Source organism: Xanthomonas sp. XNM01, from assembly GCF_014851915.1.
Classification (GTDB): domain Bacteria; phylum Pseudomonadota; class Gammaproteobacteria; order Xanthomonadales; family Xanthomonadaceae; genus Pseudoxanthomonas.
Window position 1 is genome coordinate 21447 of sequence record NZ_JACVAP010000005.1, and the last position, 22251, is coordinate 43697.

The window sequence follows — 22251 nt, forward strand, 5'->3', positions numbered from 1 at the left end:
CATGCGTGGGCGCAAGACCGTGGCGCATCCGTGCCGGCTCAGCAGACGCCGCACCGCCATCGTTCAGATCGACGCGGCAGGCATCGAACGACACGCGGTGCGCACCCTCATCCAGCGCGCATCCCCCGACCGCCGCGGCATCGGGAGCGGCCTCAGCCGGGCGCAGGCAGCCCGAAGAAACGGCAGGCGGCGTCAGTGGACGCGGCCGCGGTGACGGCCACGTCCTCGCCACGGTCGCGGGCCAGTTCCTCCACGATGTGCGGCAGGAACGCCGGCTCGTTGCGGCGGTCCCTGGGCATCGGCTTCAGCGTGCGCGGCAGCAGGTAGGGCGCATCGGTCTCGACCATCAGCCGGTTGGCCGGGATGTTGCCGACGATCTCGCGCAGGTGCTGGCCGCGGCGCTCGTCGCACAGCCAGCCGGTGATGCCCACGTACCAGTCGCGGTCGATGTAGTCGAACAGCTCGGCGCGGGTGCCGGTGAAGCAGTGCACCACCGCCGGGCCGAGCTTCCCCTCGAAGTTCTTCATCATCGCGATGAAGTCCTCGTGCGCGTCGCGCTGGTGCAGGAACAGCGGCTTGGGCGTGCCGGCGGCGACCAGGTCGGCGGCCAGCTGCAGCTGGCGCTCGAACGCGCGCCGCTGCGCCGGGCGTGGCGAGAAGTCGCGGTTGTAGTCCAGTCCGCACTCACCCACCGCGACGACCTCGGCATGCCGGTGCAGCGCACGCATCTCCGCGTCGCATTCGTCGGTGTATTCGAGCGCGTGGTGCGGATGCACGCCGGCGGTCGCATGCAGCACGCCCGGATGCGCCAGGGCCAGGGCCAGTGCCTTCGGCGAATGCTCGCGGCTGGCACCGGTGACCACCAGCTTCGCCACGCCGGCATCGCGCGCGCGCTGCAGCACCGCATCCAGATCGCGGTCGAAGGATTCGTGGGTGAGGTTGGCGCCGATGTCGATCAGATGCATGGGGCAGGGCGTGGAACCGTGGGAGGCGCGCATTGTAGTCGCTGGCCGGTGGATGCTCCGGCCGCCCGCGGCAGCGACCGGGCCGATGCCATGCGTCCGGATGTCGCCGCGAACCGGTCCAGTGTTCCGTTGCACGTATCGGCCGACGCGTGTGCTGTCGGTGAGCAGGTCGCCATGGAGGACGGTCTCCATCCGCGCCGTGCTGCGGTCCCCTCGCCCCGACGTGCGATCCGGCTGCATCGCGACAGCGTTGGAGCAGGTGCTGCGTGCCTGCAGACTTCCGATGTCCTGCAGGACTCGCCGTGCCGGGCGATGCCGGCACGGCGGGTGCGGTCAGGCCGGCTCTGCGCTGCCGATCGCCTCTTCGAGGTCGCCCAGTTCCAGCCGGGTGGCGCTGGCATCGTCGCCATCCAGCATCGCGCGCTTGACCGCGCGGCGGGTGGCGCGGGTGACCAGCGACTGCAGGTCGCGGCCGGAGTATCCCTCGGTGCGGTCGGCGAGCTGCGCAGTGACCGCGGCCGGGTCGAAGGCCAGCGGCTTGCCCGACAGCTGCAGCGCGATGATCGCCGCACGGCCTGCGCGGTCCGGCAGGCCGATCTCGACCTTGCGCTCCATCCGCGACAGCAGCGCGCTGTCGATGCGCTCGGGATGGTTGCTGGCCGCCAGCAGGAACACCTGGCCGTCCTTGCTGGCCACGCCATCGAGTTCCTGCAGCATCTGCCCGACGATCTCCTGGCTGAAGCTGTCGCCGCCGCCATCGCGCGACGGCGCGACGATGTCGATCTCGTCGATGAACAGGATGCACGGTGCCTGCGCGCGTGCCTTCTCGAACAGCGCCTTGACCTTGCTGCCGGACTGGCCGATGTAGTTGGCCTTCATGTCCGAGGTGGTCGCGGCGACGAAGCCCAGCCCGGACTGGCTGGCCAGCACGCGCGCGATCTGGGTCTTGCCGGTGCCGGGCGGGCCGTACAGCAGGATGCCGCGCGGCGCGGGGATGCCAAGGCTGGCCAGCTGCTCGGCGTTGCGCAGCTCCTTGCCCAGGCCGACGAACTCCTCGCGGGTGGACGGCGGCAGCACGATGTCGTCCCAGCCCAGCGCCTTGACCCGGGTCGAGCCCTTGCCGCGGATCCGGCGCACCGCGGCCAGCAGCGCGTCGGCATCCGGCACGCCATTGAGGTGTTCGGCGACGATCGAGGCGACCAGCGTGTGCAGGTCGCGGCCGGACATGCCGCTGGTCTCGGTGACCAGCGCATCGGGGATGACCAGGGCGATCCCGGCCTGGTGCAGCTCGTGGGCCAGGATCCGGCGCCGTGCCTCGGCGTTGGGCAGGCCGATCTCCACCATCGTGGTGAAGCGCGACACGATCGCGTCGTCGATGATGTCGCGGCGGTTGGTCGCGCCGATCACGAACACCTTGCCGGCCGCCTGCGCGATGCCGTCCCACTCGGCCAGGAAGGTCTGCACCAGCTCGTTGCCGAACTGATCGTTGTCGACGCCGCCGCGGCGCGCGAACGCGCTTTCGCACTCGTCGACGAACAGCAGTGTCGGCGCGTGCTTGCGGCAGCGCTCCCAGATCGCCTTCACCTTCGGGCCGGTGTGGCCGATGTGCTGGCCCTTGAGATCGGCGATGGTCACCGACTCGAAATGGCAGCCTGCGTGCCGGGCCAGCTTGCGCGCGATCAGGGTCTTGCCGGTGCCGGGCGGGCCGTACATCAGGATGCCCTTCGGCGCCGGCTTGCGGCCGGAGACGAACAGGTCGACCAGCTTCAGCACCTGGTCCAGGACCGGGGCGTCGATCGCCACGTCGGTCCAGTTGGTCTGCACGTCATGCAGCGTCTTGACCCGGCGCTGCAGCGCCTGCACCTGCGCCTGCTGGCTGCGCAGCGCCTCGGCATGCACGGCCAGTTCGCGGATCGGCGCAGCGTGGGCGGCCAGCGCCGCGGCGCCGCGCTGGGTCAGCAGGGTGAGCCACTGCCACTCGTGCGGCGCCTGCTGGCCCTTGATCGGCACCAGCACGGGTTGCCCGTCCAGCCGCAGCAGGCTGTGCAGCGCGGTCTGGTCGGCCGGCAGGTGGAAGCAGGCGAAGGTGGCGCCGCGCATGTCGCCATGGCCGGCATCGATGCGCCAGCTGTCCAGCACGTCGCGTTCGGGCCAGGGCGCGCGCGTGGCCGGGTAGGGATAGGCGTCATCGCCGCTGTGCTGCGTGGCGAACTGCATCAGGCTGATCCGCGACGTCCCGAACGCCTGGATGAGCGCGCGCGACTGGGTCGTGTTGCTGCGCGAGAGGCGGTAGCCGCCGAACTTGACCAGCCCGGCATAGAGCAGCGCCCACGGCAGCAGGTTGGCCAGGTAGAACACCAGGCCGCTCAAACCCCAGTGCCAGGGCTGGGACAGGAACGACAGCCATTGCAGGAAGGGCATCGGCGTGCCGAACAGCGGCAGCAGTTTCAGCGTCAGCCACGGACCGATGCCGAGCAGGGCCAGCCACAGCAGCAGGCCGGTCTTCCAGCCAGCGCTCACCGCACGCAGCGACAGCGCCTTGCCGCGCACCGAGCGCCGGGAATCCTGCAGGATCACCGCGGTCTGCTCGCGGACCGTCTCCCGCAGCGCCTGCTGCATCGCCTCGGCCGCCCGTTCGCAGGCGGGGTAGTGCTGGTCGAGGTCGGCCCGGATGGCCTGCAGCCGGGCGTCGGCGGCAGCCAGGTCGGAGACGGCCTGCGCATAGTTCTGCTGGAGGTAGCCGCTGTTCGCAGCAGGAAGCGGTGGAATCATGGACAGGCTGGCCCGGCACAGGACGAAGGTCGCCACATTATCGGCCACCCTCGGTGGTTCATGAGCGGCGGGCGCGACCGGCACGCGCCAGCCCGTATCCTTGCCGCGCATGAGTACGCCCGCCTTCCCGATCTCCCCGCTGCTGCCGCAGATCCGCGACAGCCTGTCCGCACACCCGCGGCTGGTGCTGGAAGCGCCGCCCGGCGCCGGCAAGACCACCCAGGTGCCGCTGGCGCTGCTGGACGCGCCGTGGCTGCAAGGCCGGAAGATCGTGATGCTGGAGCCGCGCCGGGTCGCCGCGCGCAGCGCCGCGCTGTTCATGGCACGCCAGCTCGGCGAGGAGGTCGGCGGTACCGTCGGCTACCGGATCCGCTTCGAGAACAAGGTGTCGGCGCGGACCCGGATCGAGGTCGTCACCGAGGGCATCCTGACCCGGATGCTGCAGGACGATCCCGAATTGGGAGGGAGCGGGCTGGAAAGCGTCGGCGCGCTGCTGTTCGACGAATTCCACGAGCGCCATCTGGCCGGCGACCTCGGCCTGGCGCTGGCGCTGGACGTGCAGGCCGGCCTGCGCGAGGACCTGCGCATCGTGGTGATGTCGGCCACGCTGGACGGCGAGCGGCTGGCCGGGTTCCTCGAGGCGCCGCGGCTGAGCAGCGCAGGCCGCAGCCATCCGGTCGAGATCGCGCATTTCCCGGCGCGCCGCGACGAGGCGCTGGAGGCGCAGCTGCGGCGCGCGGTCGAGCAGGCGCTGGCGGCGCATCCTGGCGACGTGCTCGCCTTCCTGCCCGGCCAGCGCGAGATCGCACGTGCCCACGCCGCGCTCGACGCGGCTGGGCTGCCGGCCGACGTCGAGGTGCTGGCGCTGCACGGCGAGCTGCCGGTCGACCAGCAGGCGCGGGTGCTGCAACCGGCCGCCGATGGCCGCCGCCGGGTGGTGCTGGCGACCAACGTCGCCGAATCCTCGGTCACTCTGCCCGGCGTGCGCGTGGTGATCGACAGCGGCCTGGCGCGTGAGCCCGCCTACGACCCGAACAGCGGCTTTTCGCGGCTGGAGGTCGGCCTGGTCTCGCAGGCCTCGGCCGACCAGCGCGCCGGCCGTGCCGGCCGCGTCGCCGACGGCTGGGCCTGGCGGCTGTGGCCGCAGTCGCAGCGGCTGGAACCGCAGCGGCGCGCGGAGATCGCCCAGGTCGAGCTGGCGTCGCTGGCGCTGGAACTGGCCGCCTGGGGCAGCGACGCGCTGCGTTTCCCCGATCCGCCGCCGCCGGGTGCGCTGGCCGCCGCGCGCGACCTGCTGCAGCGGCTGGGCGCGCTTGATGGCGATGCCCGCATCACCGCCGCTGGCCGCCGCATGCTGGCGTTCGGCACCCATCCACGGCTGGCGGCGATGCTGCTGGCCGCGCGCGATGGGCGCGAACAGGCGATCGCCTGCGACCTGGCCGCACTGGTCGAGGCACGCGATCCGCTGCGCCAGGGCGGCGATGCCCTCGCCGCCCGCTGGCGCGCGCTGGCCGCGTTCCGCAGCGGTCGCGCGCCGGCGGATGCCAACCGCAGCGGCCTGGCCGCGATCGACGCCGCCGCGAAACAGTGGCGCCGCCGACTGCGCTGCGATGCCGCGCCGCCGCCGGACATCGAAGCGCATGTGCTCGGCGACCTGCTCGCCCACGCCTTCCCCGACCGGATCGCCGCGCGGCATCCGAGCGATCCGCTGCGCTACCTGCTGGCCAATGGCCGCAGCGTGCGCCTGTTCGACAGCAGCGACCTGCGCGGCGAGCCGTGGCTGGTCGCCAGCGAGCTGCGCCACGAAGCCCGCGACGCGCTGCTGCTGCGCGCCGCACCGGTCGACGAAGCGCGCCTGCGCGCCGACTTCGCCGACCGGTTCGTGCAGGAGGACGTGGTCCGCTGGGATGCGGAGAAACGCGCGCTGGTCGCCCGTCGCGAATCGCGTTTCGACCGCATCGTGTTCGACAGCCGCCCGGCCGGCCGGGTCGACCCGGCGCATGCCGCGCGCGCGCTGACCGACGCGGTGCGCGAGCTCGGCCTGGACGCGCTGCCGTGGACCGAGGGCCTGCGCCAGTGGCAGGCGCGTGCGGTCGCGCTGCGCCAGTGGATGCCCGAGCTGGCGCTGCCCGATCTGTCCGATGCGGCGCTGCTGGCCACGCTCGATGCCTGGCTGCAGCCGGCCTTCGCCGGCAAGACCCGGCTCGACGCACTGGCCGAGGATGAACTGGGCGAGGCGCTGAAATCGTCGCTGCCGTGGGCGCAGCGGCAGCTGCTGGACCGGCATGCGCCGAACCGGATCAGCGTGCCGTCCGGCATGGAGCGGCGCATCGACTACGCGCTCGACCACGATGGCAGCCCGCGTCCGCCGGTGCTGGCGGTGAAGCTGCAGGAACTGTTCGGCCTGGCCGACACCCCGCGCGTCGCCGACGGCCGCGTGCCGCTGCTGCTGCACCTGCTCTCGCCCGGCGGCAAGCCGCTGCAGGTCACCGCCGACCTGCGCAGCTTCTGGGACAGCACCTACGCCGAGGTGAAGAAGGAGATGAAGGGGCGCTATCCACGACATCCCTGGCCGGACGATCCGTGGAGCGCCACCGCCACGCACCGGGCCAAGCCACGCGGCACTTGAGCGGTGAACGTCGTCGCCTGATCCGCCGGTCGTCGATCACGTGACGTGACGTCGTTGACGACGCTGCCGATCCGCGCTGCGCGGGCAGGCCGATGAACCGCGACCGTCCATGCCCGGCGCCTGCGCCTGCATCGGTCCGGGTGCTGACGTATCGTCCACAGGCCGTCGCCGACACTGGCGGCGTCTTCCTCCTTCCTCCACGGGGTCCAGCATGAGCAAGCTCACGATCATCACCGACCGCGCCCTCGAACTGGCCGGCCAGGCCGGCACCGGGCTGCGTCATGCCGGCGCCAGCCTGCGCGGGGCCGGCCACGACGCGGAGAAATGGCTCAAGGCCGGCGCCGCGCTCGGCGCCGCACGCACCGGCGCCAAGGTCGCCACCACCATGGTCCGTCGCAATCCGGTGGCCGTCGCCGCCGCCGCGGCGGTCGTCGGCGCCGGTGTGCTGGCCTACTTCGTCTATCGCAAGCGTCGTGAGCAGGTGAACGCGCAGGGCGAGCCGATCGAAGGCCAGGCCCGCAAGGTGACCAGCACGCGCCGCGCACCGGCCCGCTCGCGCAGCCGTCGCAGCGCCGCCTCCGAGTAAGCGTGCTCCACCAGTAAGTGGGCGCCACCGGCATCGCCCCGTCGTTACCGGCGGGGCGATGCCGGTCCGCGCTGTTCGCGACGCATCGCGCTGCAGCTGCGAACATGCCGGCGCTGCACACGCAGCGGACGTGCGTGCGGCTCGCCTCGATGCCGTTGGCGCCGCGTCAGCGCCGGCCGGGAAGCACGGCGATGCCATCCTTCAGGCACGCGCACGCCAGCCGCGATCCTGCGGATGCGGCCTGTCCGCCGATGCGGGATGAGAAAAGCGGTCACGCGGCGCCAGGAGATGGCGGCGCCATCGTTGTGCATGACCATTCCGTACAGGCGACGCTTCGTCCGGTGCACGTGCATCGGCCGCGTCAGGCCAGCATCCCCACGGTCATCCCACCGCGCCGGTCCGCATCGTCGCGGTGGTTCAGTCCAGCCGCACCCAGTCGCCCGGCGCCAGCCATCCACCCTCCGCGCCGCGCCCGGCCAGCCTGTGCGCACCGATCGCCACCCGCACCAGCCGCAGCGTCGGCAGTCCGACCGCGGCGGTCATGCGTCGCACCTGGCGGTTGCGGCCCTCGCTGATCTGCACTTCGAGCCAGGCATCGGGCACGGTCTTGCGGAAGCGCACCGGCGGCTCGCGCGGCCACAGCGGCGGCGCCGGATCGAGCCGATGGATCTTCGCCGGCCGGGTCGGCCCATCCTTCAGCACCACACCTTCGCGCAGCGCCTGCAGCTGTTCGGCCTGCGGGTCGCCCTCCACCTGCACCCAGTAGGTCTTTGGCTGCTTGTGGCGGGGATCGGTCAGCCGGTGCGCCAGGCCGCCGTCGTCGGTGAGCAGCAGCAGGCCTTCGCTGTCGTGGTCGAGCCGGCCGGCGGGGTAGATGCCGGCTGGCAGGCCGAACTCCGCCAGCGTCCTGTGGCCGGTGGCGCCCCGGTCGGTGAACTGGGTCAGCACCCCATACGGCTTGTTGAACAGGACGAGCATGGACGGCGTGAGGGTGATCGTTGAATGCGGGAGTGCGGAACGCTGCAGTGCCGGTCGAACGCATCGGCGCGGCGCGATGGGTGCGGACTCAGGCGCCCAGGCCGTGGCCGCCGAGCGGCCGCGTCTCCACGTGCGATTCGAAACCGGCGATCAGCGGCCGGCCGCGGGCGATCACATCGCGGACCGAGGGCAGCGTGAGCGAGGCTTTGTGGCTGTCGGCATCGGTCCAGACCTCGGTGATCCACAGCGCGTCGGCATCGGCCGGATCCTCGGCGACCACGTAGCTCAGGCAGCCGGGCATGCCGGCGACGCCGTCGAGCAGGATCGCGGCCAGCGCCGCGCGTTGCCCGGGCCGGGCGCGCATCTTTCCGATCAATCCGTACATGGGAGTGGCTCCAGACAAGGCGGATGCAGGCAGCGCCAGTGACGCCGCGCCGGCGACCAGCAGGGTGAAGAAACGGCGGCGCTGCATGGCGGGCCCGATGGTCTCGATGATCGTGCCATGGTGCAGCCGCCGGGCCAGTGCGCAGCGGTCGATCCCACGGCTCACGCAACGCGTGCCACGGGCCCGCGCCGGGCCCGCGGCAGCGCAGGGCACCCGGTTACGGGCGCGGCTTCACGAAGCGCAGCGTCATCCGGTCGCTCTCGCCGATGGCCTGGTACTTCGCACGGTCGGCCTCCGGATGGTTGTTCGACGGCGGCAGCGTCCACACGCCGTTCGGATGGTCCCTGGTATCGCGCGGGTTGGCGTTGACCTCGCTGCTGCCGGACAGCTCGAAGCCGGCGGCACGGGCCAGTGCGATCACCTGGTCCTGGCCGACGTAGCCGCTCTTGTCGTCCGCGGCCACATCGGCCTTCGCGCGGTGCTCGACAACGCCGAGCACGCCACCGGGCTTGAGCACGTCGAAAAAGCCCTGGAACATGCCGGCATCCTGGCCGGACATGCGCCAGTTGTGCACGTTGCGGAAGGTCACCACCAGGTCGGCCGAGTCCGGCGCGCCGAACACCGGTGCCTTCGGGTCGTAGGCGACCACGGTGGCCTTGCCGAACTGCGCCGGCGCCGCGGCGAACTTCGCCTCCAGTCCGTCCTTCGCGCGCTGCTGGTAATCGCGGCCGCGGCCCTCGGCGACGGCCGCCGGGTCGACCACCGCGGCGACGTACTGGCCGCCATCGCGCAGGTAGGGGGCCAGGATCTCGGCATACCAGCCGCCGCCGGGGGTGATCTCGATGACGGTCTGGGTCGGCGCGATGTTGAAGAACGCCAGGGTCTGGCCAGGGTGCCGGTGCGGGTCGCGCAGCGTATTGGCCGGGTCGCGCCAGCTGCCGTCGATCGCAGCCTGCAGCGCGGCATCGGGGGCGGGCAGGGTGGCGCTGTCGGCCGGCTTCACCGCCAGCGCGGACGGAATGGCGGTGCACAGCGCCAGCGCCAGCAGGCTGGCGCGCACGAACGGAATGCGGTTCATCGTGAACTCCCGGGTTCGAAGTGCCGCGAGCCTAGCACGCGTGCGCGTAGACGATTCGCTGCACTGCGGTGTTAGATCCCGGTTAGTCCGCAGCGCATCCGCGGAACACTGATTTCGCACCATCCGCATCGGCCTGCGGCAGCGCACTGACTATGCTGGTCCGCCGTGCCGTGGAGACTGCGATGACCACCCGACGTGAACTCGGCCGCTCCGGTCTGACGGTCGCACCGCTGGCCTTCGGCGGCAACGTGTTCGGCTGGAGCGCCGACGAAAAGACCGCGTTCGCCCTGCTCGATGCGTTCGTCGATGCCGGCTTCAACCTGGTCGACACCGCCGACGCGTACTCGGCCTGGGTGCCGGGCAATGCAGGCGGCGAGTCGGAAACCATCATCGGCCGCTGGCTGGCCCAGGGCGGCGGCCGCCGCGACCGCATCGTGCTGGCGACCAAGGTCGCCAAGTGGCGCGAGCGGCCCGGCCTGTCGGCCGACAACATCCAGGCCGCGGCCGAGGACTCGCTGCGGCGCCTGCAGGCCGACGTGATCGACCTCTACCAGGCGCACGAGGACGATGCGTCCACGCCCCTGGAGGAAACGCTCGGCGCATTCTCGCGCCTGGTCGAGCAGGGCAAGGTGCGTGCGATCGGCGCGTCCAACTACAGCGCCGGCCGGCTCGCCGACGCGCTCGAGGTCTCGCGCCAGTTCAACCTGCCGCGCTACGAGACCCTGCAGCCGGAGTACAACCTGTACGACCGCGCCGGCTACGAAGACGAGCTGGAACCGCTGGCGCGCGAACACGGCCTGGGCGTGATCAACTACTACGCGCTCGCCAGCGGCTTCCTCTCCGGCAAGTACCGCAACGCCGACGATGCGAAGAAGAGCCCGGCCCGCGGCGCCGGCGTGGTCCGGAAGTACCTGGACCCGCGGGGCCTGCGCATCCTGGCCGCGCTGGATGCGGTGGCCGCCGCGCACCGGGCCACACCGGCGCAGGTGGCGCTGGCCTGGCAGATCGCCCGACCCGGCATCACCGCGCCGATCGTCAGCGCCACCAGCACCGGGCAACTACGCGAACTGCTCGGCGCCGCGGCGCTGTCGCTGGCGGCAGACGAACTCGCCGCGCTGGAGACGGCCAGTGCCGACGATGGCGTCTGAGCCGCCGACCGGCCTGCACCACCTTCGCGCTGCGTCCTGCTGTACCGCCTGGAGTGCAGCCGCCGTGCGCACCAGCACGCTGCCGGTGCCGCGATGCGCCGGGCGCCCGGCTGTTTCGACACGCTGTGGCGCCACCGCAGCGACACCCCGGCCCAGTGCGCGCTGCGGATGCTGACCCGCGTGTTCGTGCCGTCCGGTGGGCTGGAGCAGGTAGTGGGCGTCCCCGAACAGCGGCAGGGCGTGCCGGCCGATGACGGGGTTCCGTTCCCCGACGCCGGCCTGCACCTGGCGACGCCGGGTTCCTTGCCCGCTGGTCGGGAGCGACATCGCGAGCGCGGCGCCGTTCCGCCCGACCGCAGGCACCCGGCTGGTCGATGACGTCCGCCCGTACCACGCGTGGCTGGTCGCGGCCGGCGCGCGGATCATGGTCCCGCTGCGACCACTGCCGCGTTCGACCCGGTCCACCCGGACGGCACCGTGGTCGAGTACCTGCATCACCGTCAGGACCGGTCCGGCCGCCGATCCCATGCCGTCCGCGCGCCAGGTTTGGCGGCCGGCACACACGCCGCCGGCGATCATGCGACGGCACCCCACCGCCGCATCCGTCCGCGGCGCAGCCGACCTCGCTGCGCCCGGCGAACGAAGGAGACCTCGATGAGCACCGACAGCCCCCGCAACCGCCGTATCGTCCTCGCCGCACGCCCCAGCGGCGAGCCCGGTCCGGACAACTTCCGCATCGAGGACGTGCCGTTGCCGCAGGCCGGACCGGGGCAGGTCCTGCTGCGCAACCGCTTCCTGTCGCTGGACCCGTACATGCGTGGTCGCATGGACGAGGGCCCGTCCTATGCGCCGCCGGTGGCGCTGGGCGAGGTGATGGAGGGCCGCACCGTGGCCGAGGTGGTCGAGTCGCATCATCCCGGCCTGGCCGCCGGCGACTGGGTGTTCGCGCCCGGCGGTGGCTGGCAGACGCATGCGGTGGCCGATGGCGCCAGCCTGACCCGCCGGCTCGATCCGCACGACGCGCTGCCGCCGAGCACCGCGCTGGGCGTGTACGGCATGCCCGGCTTCACCGCCTATGCCGGCCTGCACGAGATCGGCAAGCCGCAGCCTGGCGAAACGCTGGTCGTGGCCGCAGCCAGCGGCCCGGTCGGCGCCACGGTCGCGCAGCTGGCGAAACTGCAGGGCCTGCGCGTGGTCGCGATCGCCGGCGGGCCCGAGAAGGTGCGCTACCTGCGCGAGGAGCTCGGCGTGGATGCCGCGCTCGACCACCGCGCAGACGACTTCGCCGCGCAGCTGCGCGCCGCGGTGCCGGACGGCATCGACATCTATTTCGAGAACGTCGGCGGCAAGGTGTTCGACGCGGTGCTGCCGCTGTTGAACGATTTCGCCCGCATCCCGGTCTGCGGCACCATCGCCACCTACAACCGCCGCGGCGAGCTGCCGCCCGGGCCCGACCGCATGCCGGCCCTGCTCGGCCAGATCCTGCGCCAGCGGCTGACCTTCCGCGGCTTCATCCAGCGCGATTTCATCCGCCTGTATCCGGAGTTCCTGCGCGAGATGGGCCAGTGGCTGCGCGAGGGGACGATCCGCTACCGCGAACATGTGATCGACGGCCTGGAGCACGCACCGCAGGCGCTGGTCGAGCTGCTGCGCGGCGGCAATTTCGGCAAGGTGGTGGTGCGGATCGATCCCTAGCCACGCAAGCGGGTTCATCCGTAGGAGCGGCCCCAGCCGCGACCGCCATGCCCGGTCACGCACCGGCCGCGCCGGGATGCAGGGAGGTCGTGCTCAAGCGCGCTCCTACAGGGACGCGTGCGGCGCGAATGGGGCGATCCGTAGGAGCGGCCCCAGCCGCGACCGCCATGCCCGGCCACGCACCGGCCGCGACGGGATGCGGGGAGATCGCGCTCAAGCGCGCTCCTACAGGGGCGCATGCGGCGCGAATGGGGTGATCCGTAGGAGCGGCCCCAGCCGCGACCGCCATGCCCGGTCACGCATCGGCCGCGCCGGCATGCAGGGAGGTCGCGCTCAAGCGCGCTCCTACAGTGACGCATGCGGCGCGAATGGGGTGATCCGTAGGAGCGGCTTCAGTCGCGACCGCCATGCCCGGTCACGCATCGGCCGCGCCGGCATGCAGGAGGTCGCGCTCAAGCGCGCTCCTACGGGGGCGCGTGCAGCGCGAATGGGGTGATCCGTAGGAGCGGCCCCAGCCGCGACCGCCATGCCCGGTCACGCATCGGTCGCGCCGGCATGCAGGGAGGTTGTGCTCAAGCGCGCTCCTACAGTGACGCGTGCGACGCGAGTCGGTTCATCCGTAGGAGCGGCCCCAGCCGCGCCCTCCCGCCGAAGCGCCCGTCGTCCGCACGCGCGCAACGGCAGCGCGGCTTCAGGCCAGCCGCAGCGATGCCGGATAGGGCGGCGTGTCCGGCCAGTCGTTCTCGCGCAGGCGCGCCTGCAGTTCGCGCCACCATTGCGCCTGGAACAGGCCGGCCTGCGCGTGCTGCACGGCTTTCAGCAGCGGCGCCGGCAGCCCCATGAACAGCGCGAAGCGCTCCGGGAAGACATCGTGCGGGCCGACGTGGAACCAGGCGTCGTCGGCCAGCCGGTCCTGGTCGTCGCGCGGCTGCGGCCAGTCGCGGAACTGCAGGTCGGTGACCGGCTCGACCTCGTCGTAGTCGTAGAACACCACGCGGCCGTGGCGCGACACGCCGAAGTTCTTCAGCAGCATGTCGCCGGGAAAGACGTTGCTGCGGGCCATGTCGGCGATCGCCCGGGCGTAGTCGAGCGCGGCCTCGCGCGCACGCTCGGGCGTCTGCTCGCGCAGGTACAGGTCGAGCGGCCGCAGCCGGCGCTGCACGTAGCACAGGTGCACGACGATGTCGGTGCCGTCCTCGCTGACGCCCGTGCTGCAGCGGGTCAGCAGTTCGTCCAGCAGCGCCGGATCGAAGCGCGCGCGCGGGAAGCGCAGGTGGCGGTAGGGCTGCGCGTCCAGCAGGCGGCCGACGCGGTCGCCGGTGAACACGCGCGCGTAGCGTTCCTCTACCTGGGCGCGGGTGACCTGCTTGGCCCAGCGGTCGCGGATCACCTTGAACACCAGCGGCTGCCCGGGCAGCGTGAACACCGCCATCACCGTGCCCGGCGTGCCCTCGGCGCGGACCAGGCGCTCGTCGGGGTGCGCGGCGAAGTAGCGGAAGAAGCTGCGGTAGCGTTCGGTCTTGCCCTGCTTGGCGCGGCCGAGCACGGTGTAGAGCTCGTCGACCGGCTTGTTCGGCAGCAGCGAGCGCAGGAACACCACCGCGTCGCCGACGGTCGGCAGGTCGGCCTGGAAGTAGCTGCGCGACACGCCGAACAGCTGGGCCACGTCGGCGCGCCGTGTCAGCACCGCCTCGGCGCGGATGCCGGCGTCGTCGTTGACCAGTGCGATCACGCAGGGCGAGAAGCGGTGTTCGCCGAACACGCGTCCGACCAGGTAGGCGCGGCGCTCGCGGTAGAACACGGTGTCCAGCAGCTCGATGCCGCGGACCGGCTGGCCGCTGCCCCAGTGCGCCAGGTCGTCCTGCAGGCGCACCGCGATCGCCGCGGCGCAGCGGGTGCGGTGCGCGTACGGCACGTCGAAGCGGACGTGCTCGAGCACGCGGTCGAAGGTCTCGGTCGGGCGCAGTTCGGACACCGCGTAGCTGCGCCGCGCGGCCGGATGGGTGATCGCGTCGGTCGGTGCGATGTCCAGCGCGACGAACTCGATCGCCGGGTCCACGCCGCGGGTGCCGAAGAAGCGCCGGGTCAGGGTGTTGTAGAAGGTCTTGTACAGCTCGCGGTCGAGCTGCGGCTCGATCAGCGTGGCGTAGGCGTCGCGGATGGCCGCCCACAGCGCCGGGTCGTGCGCGTCCTGGCCAAGGGTCCGCTCGAGCCGCTCGCGGCAGGCGTCGATGCAGTGGTCGTAGAGGCCGATGCGTTCGGCGGCGTCTGCACGGGCGGCGGCCCAGTCGCGGGTTTCGAACCGGCGCCTGGCACGCGCGCTGATCGCGGCGAACCCGGCGTGGTAGGCGACGAAGGCGTCGTGGATCGCCTGCGCGACGCGGTCCGCACGCGGTCCGGCCGCGGCCGCGCCGTTCATCGTTGCGGACACCGCTTGGGGCCGATGTGGCCTGCCGGCCGTGCCGCCGTCGTCCGCAGCGTGGCATCTGGCATGCGTGCGCCTCTCCGAAGCCGTATCGGGCGAGGATGCATGCCGCTCCGGCGACGTTCAAGCCGCACCGGCGACGGCGCCGACCGGCCCGTGGGCCGGCCGGGATCCGGCGCGCCGCGCCGCCGCGTTCCACCAGCCGGACACGCGAACGGCCGGTTGCCCGGCCGTCCGTGGTGCCGTCGGGCCCGCCCCGTGGAAGCGGCGGGCCGTCGCGCGATCAGCCCTTCAGCGTCGCCAGCGCGGCGTTGAGGGTGCTGCTCGGGCGCATCGCCGGGCCGGCCTTGGCCAGGTCCGGCTGGTAGTAGCCGCCGATGTCGACCGGCTTGCCCTGGGCGGCGACCAGCTCGGCCAGGATCGCGCTTTCGCCGTCAGCCAATGCCTTGGCCAGCGGGGCGAAGGTCGCCTTCAGGCCGGCGTCCTGGTCCTGCGCGGCCAGCGCCTGCGCCCAGTACAGCGCCAGATAGAAGTGGCTGCCGCGGTTGTCCAGCTCACCGACCTTGCGCGCCGGCGAGCGGTTGTTGTCCAGGATCAGGCCGTTGGCCTGGTCCAGCGCGGTGGCCAGCACGCCGGCGGCGGCGTTGTCGTACTGCTGGGCCAGGTGCTCGAGCGAGGCGGCCAGGGCCAGGAACTCGCCCAGCGAATCCCAGCGCAGATAGCCTTCCTCGACGAACTGCTGCACGTGCTTGGGGGCCGAACCGCCGGCGCCGGTTTCGAACAGGCCGCCACCAGCCATCAGCGGCACGATCGACAGCATCTTGGCGCTGGTGCCCAGCTCCAGGATCGGGAACAGGTCGGTCAGGTAGTCGCGCAGCACGTTGCCGGTGACCGAGATCGTGTCCTGGCCCTTGCGGATGCGCTCGATCGAGAACTGCGTCGCCTCGACCGGCGACAGCACGCGGATGTCCAGGCCGGCGGTGTCGTGGTCCTTCAGGTACTGCTCGACCTTGGCGATCACCTGGCGGTCGTGCGCGCGCGCGCTGTCCAGCCAGAACACCGCCGGGGTGCCGCTGAGGCGGGCGCGGGTGACGGCCAGCTTGACCCAGTCCTGGATCGGCGCGTCCTTGGTCTGGCACATGCGCCAGATGTCGCCTGCCTCGACCGCATGCTCGAACACCACCGCGCCGCTGGCGTCGGTGACGCGCACGGTGCCGTCGGCGGCAATCTTGAAGGTCTTGTCGTGGCTGCCGTATTCCTCGGCCTTCTGCGCCATCAGGCCGACGTTGGGCACGCTGCCCATCGTGGTCGGGTCGTAGGCGCCGTGCGCCTTGCAGTCTTCGATCACGGCCTGGTACACGCCGGCGTAGCTGCGGTCCGGGATCACGGCCTTGGCGTCCTGCAGCTTGCCCTGCGCGTTCCACATGCCGCCGGAGTCGCGGATCATCGCCGGCATCGAGGCGTCGACGATCACGTCGCTCGGCACGTGCAGGTTGGTGATGCCCTTGTCCGAGTTGACCATCGCCAGCGCCGGCGCCTGCGCGTAGACGGCGTCGATGTCGGCCTTGATCGCGGCCTGCTGGGCGTCCGGCAGGCTGCCGATGCGCGCGTACAGGTCGCCGATGCCGTTGTCGGCGTCGAAGCCGACCGACTTCAGCGCGTCGGCGTGCTTGGCCAGCGCGTCCTTGTAGAACTCGTTGACGACGACGCCGAACATGATCGGGTCGGAGACCTTCATCATCGTCGCCTTCAGGTGCAGCGAGAACAGCACGCCCTGGGCCTTCGCATCGGCGATCTGCTCGGCGATGAACGCGGCCAGCGCCTTGCGGCTCATCGTGGAGGCGTCGACGATCTCGCCGGCCTTCACCGCGGTCTTCTCCTTCAGCACGACGGTCTTGCCGTCGGCCTGGACCAGCTCGATCTTCAGGCTGCCGGCCTCGGCGATCGTCGCCGACTGCTCGCTGCCGTAGAAATCGCCGCCGGCCATGTGCGCCACGTGCGACTTCGAGTCCGCACTCCACGCGCCCATGCGGTGCGGGTGCTTGCGGGCGTAGTTCTTCACCGACAACGGCGCGCGGCGGTCGGAATTGCCCTCGCGCAGCACCGGGTTCACCGCGCTGCCCTTGACCCGGTCGTAGCGCGCCTTGACGTCCTGCTCGGCGGCGTCCTTCGGCTCATCGGGATAGGCCGGCAGCGGGTAACCCTGCGCCTGCAGCTCCTTGATCGCGGCCTTCAGCTGCGGCACCGAGGCCGAGATGTTCGGCAGCTTGATGATGTTGGCTTCCGGCTTGGTCGCCAGCTCGCCCAGCTCGGACAGGTGATCGCCGATCTTCTGCGCATCGCTCAGTTTGTCCGGGAACTGCGCCAGGATGCGGCCGGCCAGCGAGATGTCGCGGGTCTCCACCGCGATGCCGGCGGTGGCGGTGAACGCCTCCACGATCGGCAGCAGGGACTGGGTGGCCAGGAACGGGGCTTCGTCGGTGAGCGTGTAGATGATCTTCGGCGTGTTCGACATGGTCTGCAGGGACTCTCTCTTGCGGTTCGACGGAATGAGGCGCTGCGCGCATGGTCCGGGCGTGCGCGGCGGCAGGCGCGGCGGGTGGGGGACGCGTGCAGTGAAACCCCCGCATTGTCGCGCGTTTCGGCCGTGCCTGCGCGGTTGCATGGGCAACCAAGCCGACGCCGCCCATGCGCCCGGGTACGGCCTGCACGGCGGCGCTCGCGGCGGCCGTACAATAGCCCGATGACGAATTCACTCCCCCTCGTGCGGTTGAAGAACGCCTGGCGTTCCAACCATCCCTGGATCTTCCAGAAACTGGTCGAGAAGCCCGCGCAACGGCCGCGTCCGGGCGAGATCGTCGACGTGGTCAACGTCGACGGCGACTGGATCGGCCGCGGCTTCTACAACGGTCACTCGCGCATCGCGCTGCGGATCCTGGAAACCGACCCGGACGTCACCGTCGATGCCGGCTGGTTCCGCGACAAGATCGCCGCCGCGGTCTCGCTGCGCCGCGACGTGCTGCAGCTGGACCGGGTGTCCGACGCCTGGCGCGTGGTCCATGCCGAGGGCGACGGCCTGTCGGGCCTGGTCGTGGACCGTTACGCCGACCTGCTGGTGGTCGAGTTCTTCAGCGCCGGCATGTACCGCCACCGCGAGTGGATCTACGCCGCGCTGCGCGAGCAGTTCGATGGCGCACGCATCTACAGCTTCGCCGAAGAACACGTGCAGAAGCAGGAGAGCTTCGACTACCGCCCGGTCTACAGCGAGGGCGGCAGCCCCGAGCCGGCGGTGATCACCGAGCACGGCGTGCGTTTCCGCGCCGATCCGGCCGGCGCGCACAAGACCGGCTTCTTCGCCGACCAGCGCGACAACCGCGACTGGTTCTCGCAGCAGGTGGCGGGCCGGCGCGTGCTCGACCTGTGCTGCAACACCGGCGGTTTCGCCGTGTACGCGGCGGCGCGCGGCGCCGCCGAGGTCACCGGCGTGGACATCGACGAGGCGGTGATCGAGATCGCCAAGGGCAACGCCAAGCTCAACAACGTGCGCCCGAAGTTCGTCCAGGCCGACATCTTCCCGTGGCTGCGCGATGCGGCCGCGCGCGGCGACCTGTACGACGCGGTGATCCTGGACCCGGCCAAGATGACCCGCGACCGCGACCAGGTCATCACCGCGCTGAAGAAGTACCTGGACATGAACAAGCTGGCGCTGGGGGTGGTCAAGCCCGGCGGCCTGTTCGCCACGTTCTCCTGCACCGGCCTGGTGGCCGAGGACCAGTTCCTCGACATGCTGCGCCGCGCGGCGTTCTATGCCGGCCGTACCGTGCAGGTGCTGAAGGTGTCCGGCGCCGGCGCCGACCACCCGTTCCTGGCCCACGTGCCGGAATCGCGCTACCTCAAGGCGGTGTTCTGCCGCGTGCTGGACTGAGCCCGGCCGGGGTCCGGACGCGGCGTCACGTCCGCGTTCACGGTCCGGCCTACACTGGGGCCGGACCCGCTGCGGCATGAGGGAGTCGCGTGAGCCAGCCCCGACCTGCGCCAGACGACCGCGAGACGCAGCGCCTGGCGCGCCTGCACGGCCTCGATGTCCTCGACACCGCCGCCGAGCCGTTCTTCGACGCCCTGGCCGCCGCGGCCTGCGCGATCGCCGGCACCCCGGTGGCGCTGGTCACCCTGGTCGATGCCCGGCACCAGTGGGCCAAGGCCCGCGCCGGGGACGTCGAGCTGACCCAGGTGCCGCGCGAGCATGCGTTCTGCACGCACACCATCGAAGGCGACTCCGTGCTGGAAGTGCCGGACGCGACCGCCGACGCCCGCTTCCAGGCCAACCCGCTGGTCACCGGCGGCCCCGCCATCCGCTACTACGCCGGCGCGCCCATCGTGATGCCCGACGGCCTGCGCATGGGTGCGGTCTGCGTGATCGACCGGCAGCCGCGCCGGCTCCGCCCCGACCAGCTCGCCGCGCTGGCGTGCCTGGCCGACGTCGCCGCCGAGGGTCTGGAGCAGCGCGGGCGGGTGCTCGAGCGCGCCCGCGCCGCCGACGAGCTGGAGCAGCGGGTCCGGGCCAGCGAAGCCTTCCTCGAACGCACCGGGCGCATCGCCGGTGTCGGCGGCTGGCAGCTGGACCTGGAGAGCAACGCGCTGCTCTGGTCCCACCAGACCTGCCGCATCCACGACCTGCCCGACGGCCACCAGCCCAGCCTGGAGGAGGCGATCGGCTACTACGCGCCCGATGGCCGCGAGGCCATCGCCCAGGCCGTGGCGACCGCGATCGCCGAGGAGCGCGCCTGGGACCTGGAGCTGCCCATGGTCACCGCGCATGGCCGCAGCATCTGGGTGCGGGCCAATGGCACCTGCGAGCAGCAGGATGGACGCCGCATCCTGATCGGCGCGCTGCAGGACGTGACCGAGCGGCGCCAGGCCACCCAGGCGCTGGCCGCCAGCGAGCGCAAGTACCGCAAGCTGTTCGACAACAGCCTGGGCCTGATCTGCATCCACGACATGCAGGGCACGCTGCTCAGCGTCAATCCTGCCGCGGCGCGCTCGCTCGGCTACCCGGTCCGGGCGCTGGAGCAGCGGGCGCTGCACACGCTGATGCCGGTGCCGCAACAGGCCGCGCTGTCCGCCTATCTGGCCCGGTTGTCCGCCGAGGGCTCCGCATCGGGCGTGATCGGCCTGCTGGCCGACGACGGCGGGGTGCGCTACTGGAAATACCACAGCGCCCTCGACACCGATCTCGATACCGGCCAGCCGCAGGCGCTCGTGCACGCCCAGGACATCACCATCGAGCACGAACAGGGCAAGCAGCTGCTGGAGTGGTCCTTCACCGATCCGCTGACCGGCTGCCGCAACCGCCGCTACCTGGCGCAGATCGACCGCGACCGCGGTCCCGATGCCGGCTGGGGCTGCATCGCCTTCGACCTGGACGGCTTCAAGCAGGTCAACGACACCTGGGGCCACCAGCGCGGCGACGAGGTGCTGACGGCCACCGCACGCTTCCTGTCGGCGCCGTTGCATGGCGAGGACGTGCTGGTGCGCCTGGGCGGCGACGAGTTCCTGCTGCTGCTGGCGCAGGCCGATGCCGCGCTGCTGGAGCGTGCGGTCCAGGAGTATCTGGATCGCGCCGCCATCGCGCCGATCGCCTTCAGCCTGGGCACCGCGCTGCAGGCGCCGGGCGAGGCGCTGGGCGAGGCGCTGGTCCGCGCCGACCACGCCCTGTACGCGTGGCGGCGGGCGCGCCGCGGGCAGACCGCGCGCCGGCACGACGACTGAGTGGTGACAGGCGGCGGGTGATCGCGGCCTGGCCGCTGCCTGCGCGGGCTCACCGCGGAGACGGCTCCTGCGAGGCGCCGCCCGGTGCCGGCTCACACACCGGCTGCAGACGACGCGCGGCGCTTTCGTGCACGGGCCGCCGGTGTGCATGGCCTTGCATCCACGCCTGGCATGTCGCGGTGCAGGAAGGCGGTGCGGCACGCGTCCGGTCGCGATCCCTGAGACCGCCGCCGCTACACTGCACGCATGACCGATACCGCACTGCTCTACCTGCTCACCGGCCTCGTCCTGGCCGTGCTCGCTTTCCTCGTCGCGCTGCTGCTGCGCCGCCCCGACAGCGGCGTCGACCGCCTGCGTGCCGCATTGGAAGAGGCGCTGCGCGCCGAGCAGCGCGAGGGCCGTGGCGAGCTGCGCCAGCAGCTGGACGCGCTGGGCGCGCGCAGCGATGCGCGCCTGGACCAGCTGCGCGACGGCCTGGCCGAGGACGCGCGCAAAGGCCGCGCCGAGAGCGCGCAGGCGCAGACCGGCCTGGGGGAGCTGCTGTCGCAGCGGATGACCGAGGTCCGCAGCCAGCTGGACCTGTTCGGCCGCCAGCAGGATGCGCGCATCCAGGCCTTCGGCGAGCAGCTGGCCGCACTGCGCGCCAGCCTCGCCGAGGACGCGCGCGTGGCGCGCCAGGAAAGCCAGGAGTCGCAGCAGCGCTTCGCCGAATCGCTGAACCTGCGCCTGGCCGAACTGACCCAGCGCAACGAACAGCGCATCGGCGAGATGCGCGCCACCCTGGAACAGCAGCTGCGCGCGCTGCAGGAGGACAACGCGCAGAAGCTGGAGAAGATGCGCGAGACCGTCGACGAGAAGCTGCAGAGCACGCTGACCACGCGGCTGGATTCCTCGTTCAAGCTGGTCTCCGAACGGCTCGAGCAGGTCCAGCGCGGCCTGGGCGAGATGCAGCAGCTGGCCACCGGCGTGGGCGACCTCAAGCGCGTGCTGAGCAACGTCAAGAACCGCGGTGGCTGGGGCGAGGTGCAGCTGGACAACATCCTCGAGCAGACCCTGACCCAGGAGCAGTACGCGCGCAGCGTGCGGGTCCGCCCCGAATCGGCCGAGGCGGTGGACTTCGCCGTGCGCCTGCCCGGGCGCGGCCAGTACGACACGCCGGTGTGGCTGCCGATCGACGCCAAGTTCCCGCGCGAGGACTACGAGCGCCTGCTCGACGCGCAGGAACAGGCCGATGCCGAGGCGGTGAAGTCCGCCGCCGCCCAGCTCGAACGGGCGATCCGGGTGCAGGCAAAATCGATCAGCGACAAGTACGTGTGCCCGCCGCACACCACCGATTTCGCGGTGATGTTCCTGCCGACCGAAGGCCTGTACGCGGAAACCATCCGCCGCGCCGGCCTGGTCGACCTGCTGCAGCGCGAGCATCGCATCGTCATCGCCGGCCCGACCACCATCACCGCGCTGCTCAACAGCCTGCAGATGGGCTTCCGCACGCTGGCCATCGAGCAGCGCTCCAGCGAGGTCTGGCAGGTGCTGGGCGCGGTCAAGGCCGAGTTCGGCAAGTTCGCCACCGTGCTGGAGAAAGCCACCTCGCAGCTGGGTACCGTGCAGAACAGCATCAAGGCCGCCGGCGTGCGCACCCGCGCGATCGAACGTCAGCTGCGCGGCGTCGAATCGCTGTCGCAGGAGCAGAGCCAGCAGTTGCTGGGCGATCTGGGCCCGGAGCCGGAGAACGACGGCACGACCGATGAGGATGCCGCGCGCGACTGATGCATGCCCCGCCGCGCTGACGGCGGCGCGCTTCTGCAGGAGCCGCCTCAGCCG

General features: G+C 71.7%; 15 protein-coding genes. 7 read left to right on the plus strand and 8 right to left on the minus strand.

Annotated features, from left to right (window positions below; all coding sequences use genetic code 11):
* Positions 1-152: 152 nt before the first annotated feature.
* Positions 153-965, minus strand: a complete 813-nt coding sequence (locus tag IB242_RS16800) for a TatD family hydrolase (protein WP_192282279.1) — start codon at positions 963-965, stop codon at positions 153-155.
* Positions 966-1298: 333 nt separating this feature from the next.
* Entirely contained in the window at positions 1299-3785 is a 2487-nt protein-coding gene (locus IB242_RS20865; protein ID WP_192282281.1) for an ATP-binding protein, read from the minus strand.
* Between the two features lie 61 nt (positions 3786-3846).
* On the opposite strand from IB242_RS20865, the gene hrpB reads away from it, so the two are divergent.
* On the plus strand, positions 3847-6366 hold the full coding sequence (gene hrpB / locus IB242_RS16810) for an ATP-dependent helicase HrpB (protein ID WP_192282283.1): 2520 nt from the start codon (positions 3847-3849) through the stop codon (positions 6364-6366).
* 211 nt (positions 6367-6577) lie between these two features.
* Positions 6578-6952, plus strand: coding sequence for a hypothetical protein (locus IB242_RS16815; protein WP_192282285.1), 375 nt, complete (start codon positions 6578-6580; stop codon positions 6950-6952).
* 417 nt (positions 6953-7369) lie between these two features.
* Here the strand turns inward: IB242_RS16815 and IB242_RS16820 are convergent, their stop codons facing one another.
* The 3 genes from IB242_RS16820 to IB242_RS16830 all read right to left on the minus strand — a co-directional run bounded on the left by IB242_RS16820 (position 7370) and on the right by IB242_RS16830 (position 9393).
* Positions 7370-7930, minus strand: coding sequence for a pseudouridine synthase (locus IB242_RS16820; RefSeq protein WP_192282287.1), 561 nt, complete (start codon positions 7928-7930; stop codon positions 7370-7372).
* A gap of 88 nt (positions 7931-8018) precedes the next feature.
* Entirely contained in the window at positions 8019-8315 is a 297-nt protein-coding gene (locus tag IB242_RS16825) for a putative quinol monooxygenase (protein ID WP_192282289.1), read from the minus strand.
* Positions 8316-8532: 217 nt separating this feature from the next.
* On the minus strand, positions 8533-9393 hold the full coding sequence (locus IB242_RS16830; RefSeq protein ID WP_192282291.1) for a class I SAM-dependent methyltransferase: 861 nt from the start codon (positions 9391-9393) through the stop codon (positions 8533-8535).
* 182 nt (positions 9394-9575) lie between these two features.
* On the opposite strand from IB242_RS16830, the gene IB242_RS16835 reads away from it, so the two are divergent.
* Positions 9576-10541: an aldo/keto reductase gene (locus IB242_RS16835; protein WP_192282293.1), complete on the plus strand. Its 966-nt coding sequence runs from the start codon at positions 9576-9578 to the stop codon at positions 10539-10541.
* Here the strand turns inward: IB242_RS16835 and IB242_RS16840 are convergent.
* The gene (locus IB242_RS16840) at positions 10452-11120 is read right to left on the minus strand and encodes a hypothetical protein (RefSeq protein WP_192282295.1); all 669 of its coding nucleotides are present in this window, start codon (positions 11118-11120) and stop codon (positions 10452-10454) included. The two genes, IB242_RS16835 and IB242_RS16840, sit on opposite strands and share 90 nt — an antisense overlap.
* Before the next feature lie 75 nt (positions 11121-11195).
* Between IB242_RS16840 and IB242_RS16845 the strand changes: the two genes are divergently transcribed.
* A complete protein-coding gene (locus IB242_RS16845) occupies positions 11196-12236 on the plus strand; it encodes an NADP-dependent oxidoreductase (RefSeq protein WP_192282297.1) in 1041 nt (346 codons plus the stop codon).
* Positions 12237-12927: 691 nt separating this feature from the next.
* Here the strand turns inward: IB242_RS16845 and aceK are convergent.
* Complete coding sequence (gene aceK / locus IB242_RS16850) at positions 12928-14655, minus strand: bifunctional isocitrate dehydrogenase kinase/phosphatase (protein ID WP_192282299.1); 1728 nt, start codon at positions 14653-14655, stop codon at positions 12928-12930.
* 289 nt (positions 14656-14944) lie between these two features.
* Positions 14945-17176 (minus strand): NADP-dependent isocitrate dehydrogenase, encoded by a 2232-nt coding sequence (locus tag IB242_RS16855; protein ID WP_192282301.1) that lies wholly within the window; start codon positions 17174-17176, stop codon positions 14945-14947.
* 228 nt (positions 17177-17404) lie between these two features.
* Between IB242_RS16855 and IB242_RS16860 the strand changes: the two genes are divergently transcribed.
* The 3 genes from IB242_RS16860 to rmuC all read left to right on the plus strand — a co-directional run bounded on the left by IB242_RS16860 (position 17405) and on the right by rmuC (position 22197).
* On the plus strand, positions 17405-18586 hold the full coding sequence (locus IB242_RS16860) for a class I SAM-dependent rRNA methyltransferase (RefSeq protein WP_192282303.1): 1182 nt from the start codon (positions 17405-17407) through the stop codon (positions 18584-18586).
* 89 nt (positions 18587-18675) lie between these two features.
* Entirely contained in the window at positions 18676-20430 is a 1755-nt protein-coding gene (locus IB242_RS16865) for a diguanylate cyclase (protein ID WP_192282311.1), read from the plus strand.
* A gap of 246 nt (positions 20431-20676) precedes the next feature.
* Positions 20677-22197, plus strand: coding sequence for a DNA recombination protein RmuC (gene rmuC / locus IB242_RS16870; RefSeq protein ID WP_192282313.1), 1521 nt, complete (start codon positions 20677-20679; stop codon positions 22195-22197).
* Positions 22198-22251 lie beyond the last annotated feature (54 nt).

Excerpts from the sequence above, each read along its gene's own strand:
- IB242_RS16825 (WP_192282289.1), bottom strand. The coding sequence starts at position 8,315 with ATGTACGGATTGATCGGAAAGATGCGCGCCCGGCCCGGGCAACGCGCG.
- IB242_RS16845 (WP_192282297.1), top strand. The coding sequence starts at position 11,196 with ATGAGCACCGACAGCCCCCGCAACCGCCGTATCGTCCTCGCCGCACGC.
- IB242_RS16830 (WP_192282291.1), bottom strand. The coding sequence starts at position 9,393 with ATGAACCGCATTCCGTTCGTGCGCGCCAGCCTGCTGGCGCTGGCGCTG.
- hrpB (WP_192282283.1), top strand. The coding sequence starts at position 3,847 with ATGAGTACGCCCGCCTTCCCGATCTCCCCGCTGCTGCCGCAGATCCGC.
- IB242_RS16855 (WP_192282301.1), bottom strand. The coding sequence starts at position 17,176 with ATGTCGAACACGCCGAAGATCATCTACACGCTCACCGACGAAGCCCCG.
- IB242_RS16800 (WP_192282279.1), bottom strand. The coding sequence starts at position 965 with ATGCATCTGATCGACATCGGCGCCAACCTCACCCACGAATCCTTCGAC.
- IB242_RS16835 (WP_192282293.1), top strand. The coding sequence starts at position 9,576 with ATGACCACCCGACGTGAACTCGGCCGCTCCGGTCTGACGGTCGCACCG.
- IB242_RS16815 (WP_192282285.1), top strand. The coding sequence starts at position 6,578 with ATGAGCAAGCTCACGATCATCACCGACCGCGCCCTCGAACTGGCCGGC.
- IB242_RS16860 (WP_192282303.1), top strand. The coding sequence starts at position 17,405 with ATGACGAATTCACTCCCCCTCGTGCGGTTGAAGAACGCCTGGCGTTCC.
- IB242_RS16820 (WP_192282287.1), bottom strand. The coding sequence starts at position 7,930 with ATGCTCGTCCTGTTCAACAAGCCGTATGGGGTGCTGACCCAGTTCACC.
- IB242_RS16840 (WP_192282295.1), bottom strand. The coding sequence starts at position 11,120 with ATGATCGCCGGCGGCGTGTGTGCCGGCCGCCAAACCTGGCGCGCGGAC.
- aceK (WP_192282299.1), bottom strand. The coding sequence starts at position 14,655 with ATGAACGGCGCGGCCGCGGCCGGACCGCGTGCGGACCGCGTCGCGCAG.
- rmuC (WP_192282313.1), top strand. The coding sequence starts at position 20,677 with ATGACCGATACCGCACTGCTCTACCTGCTCACCGGCCTCGTCCTGGCC.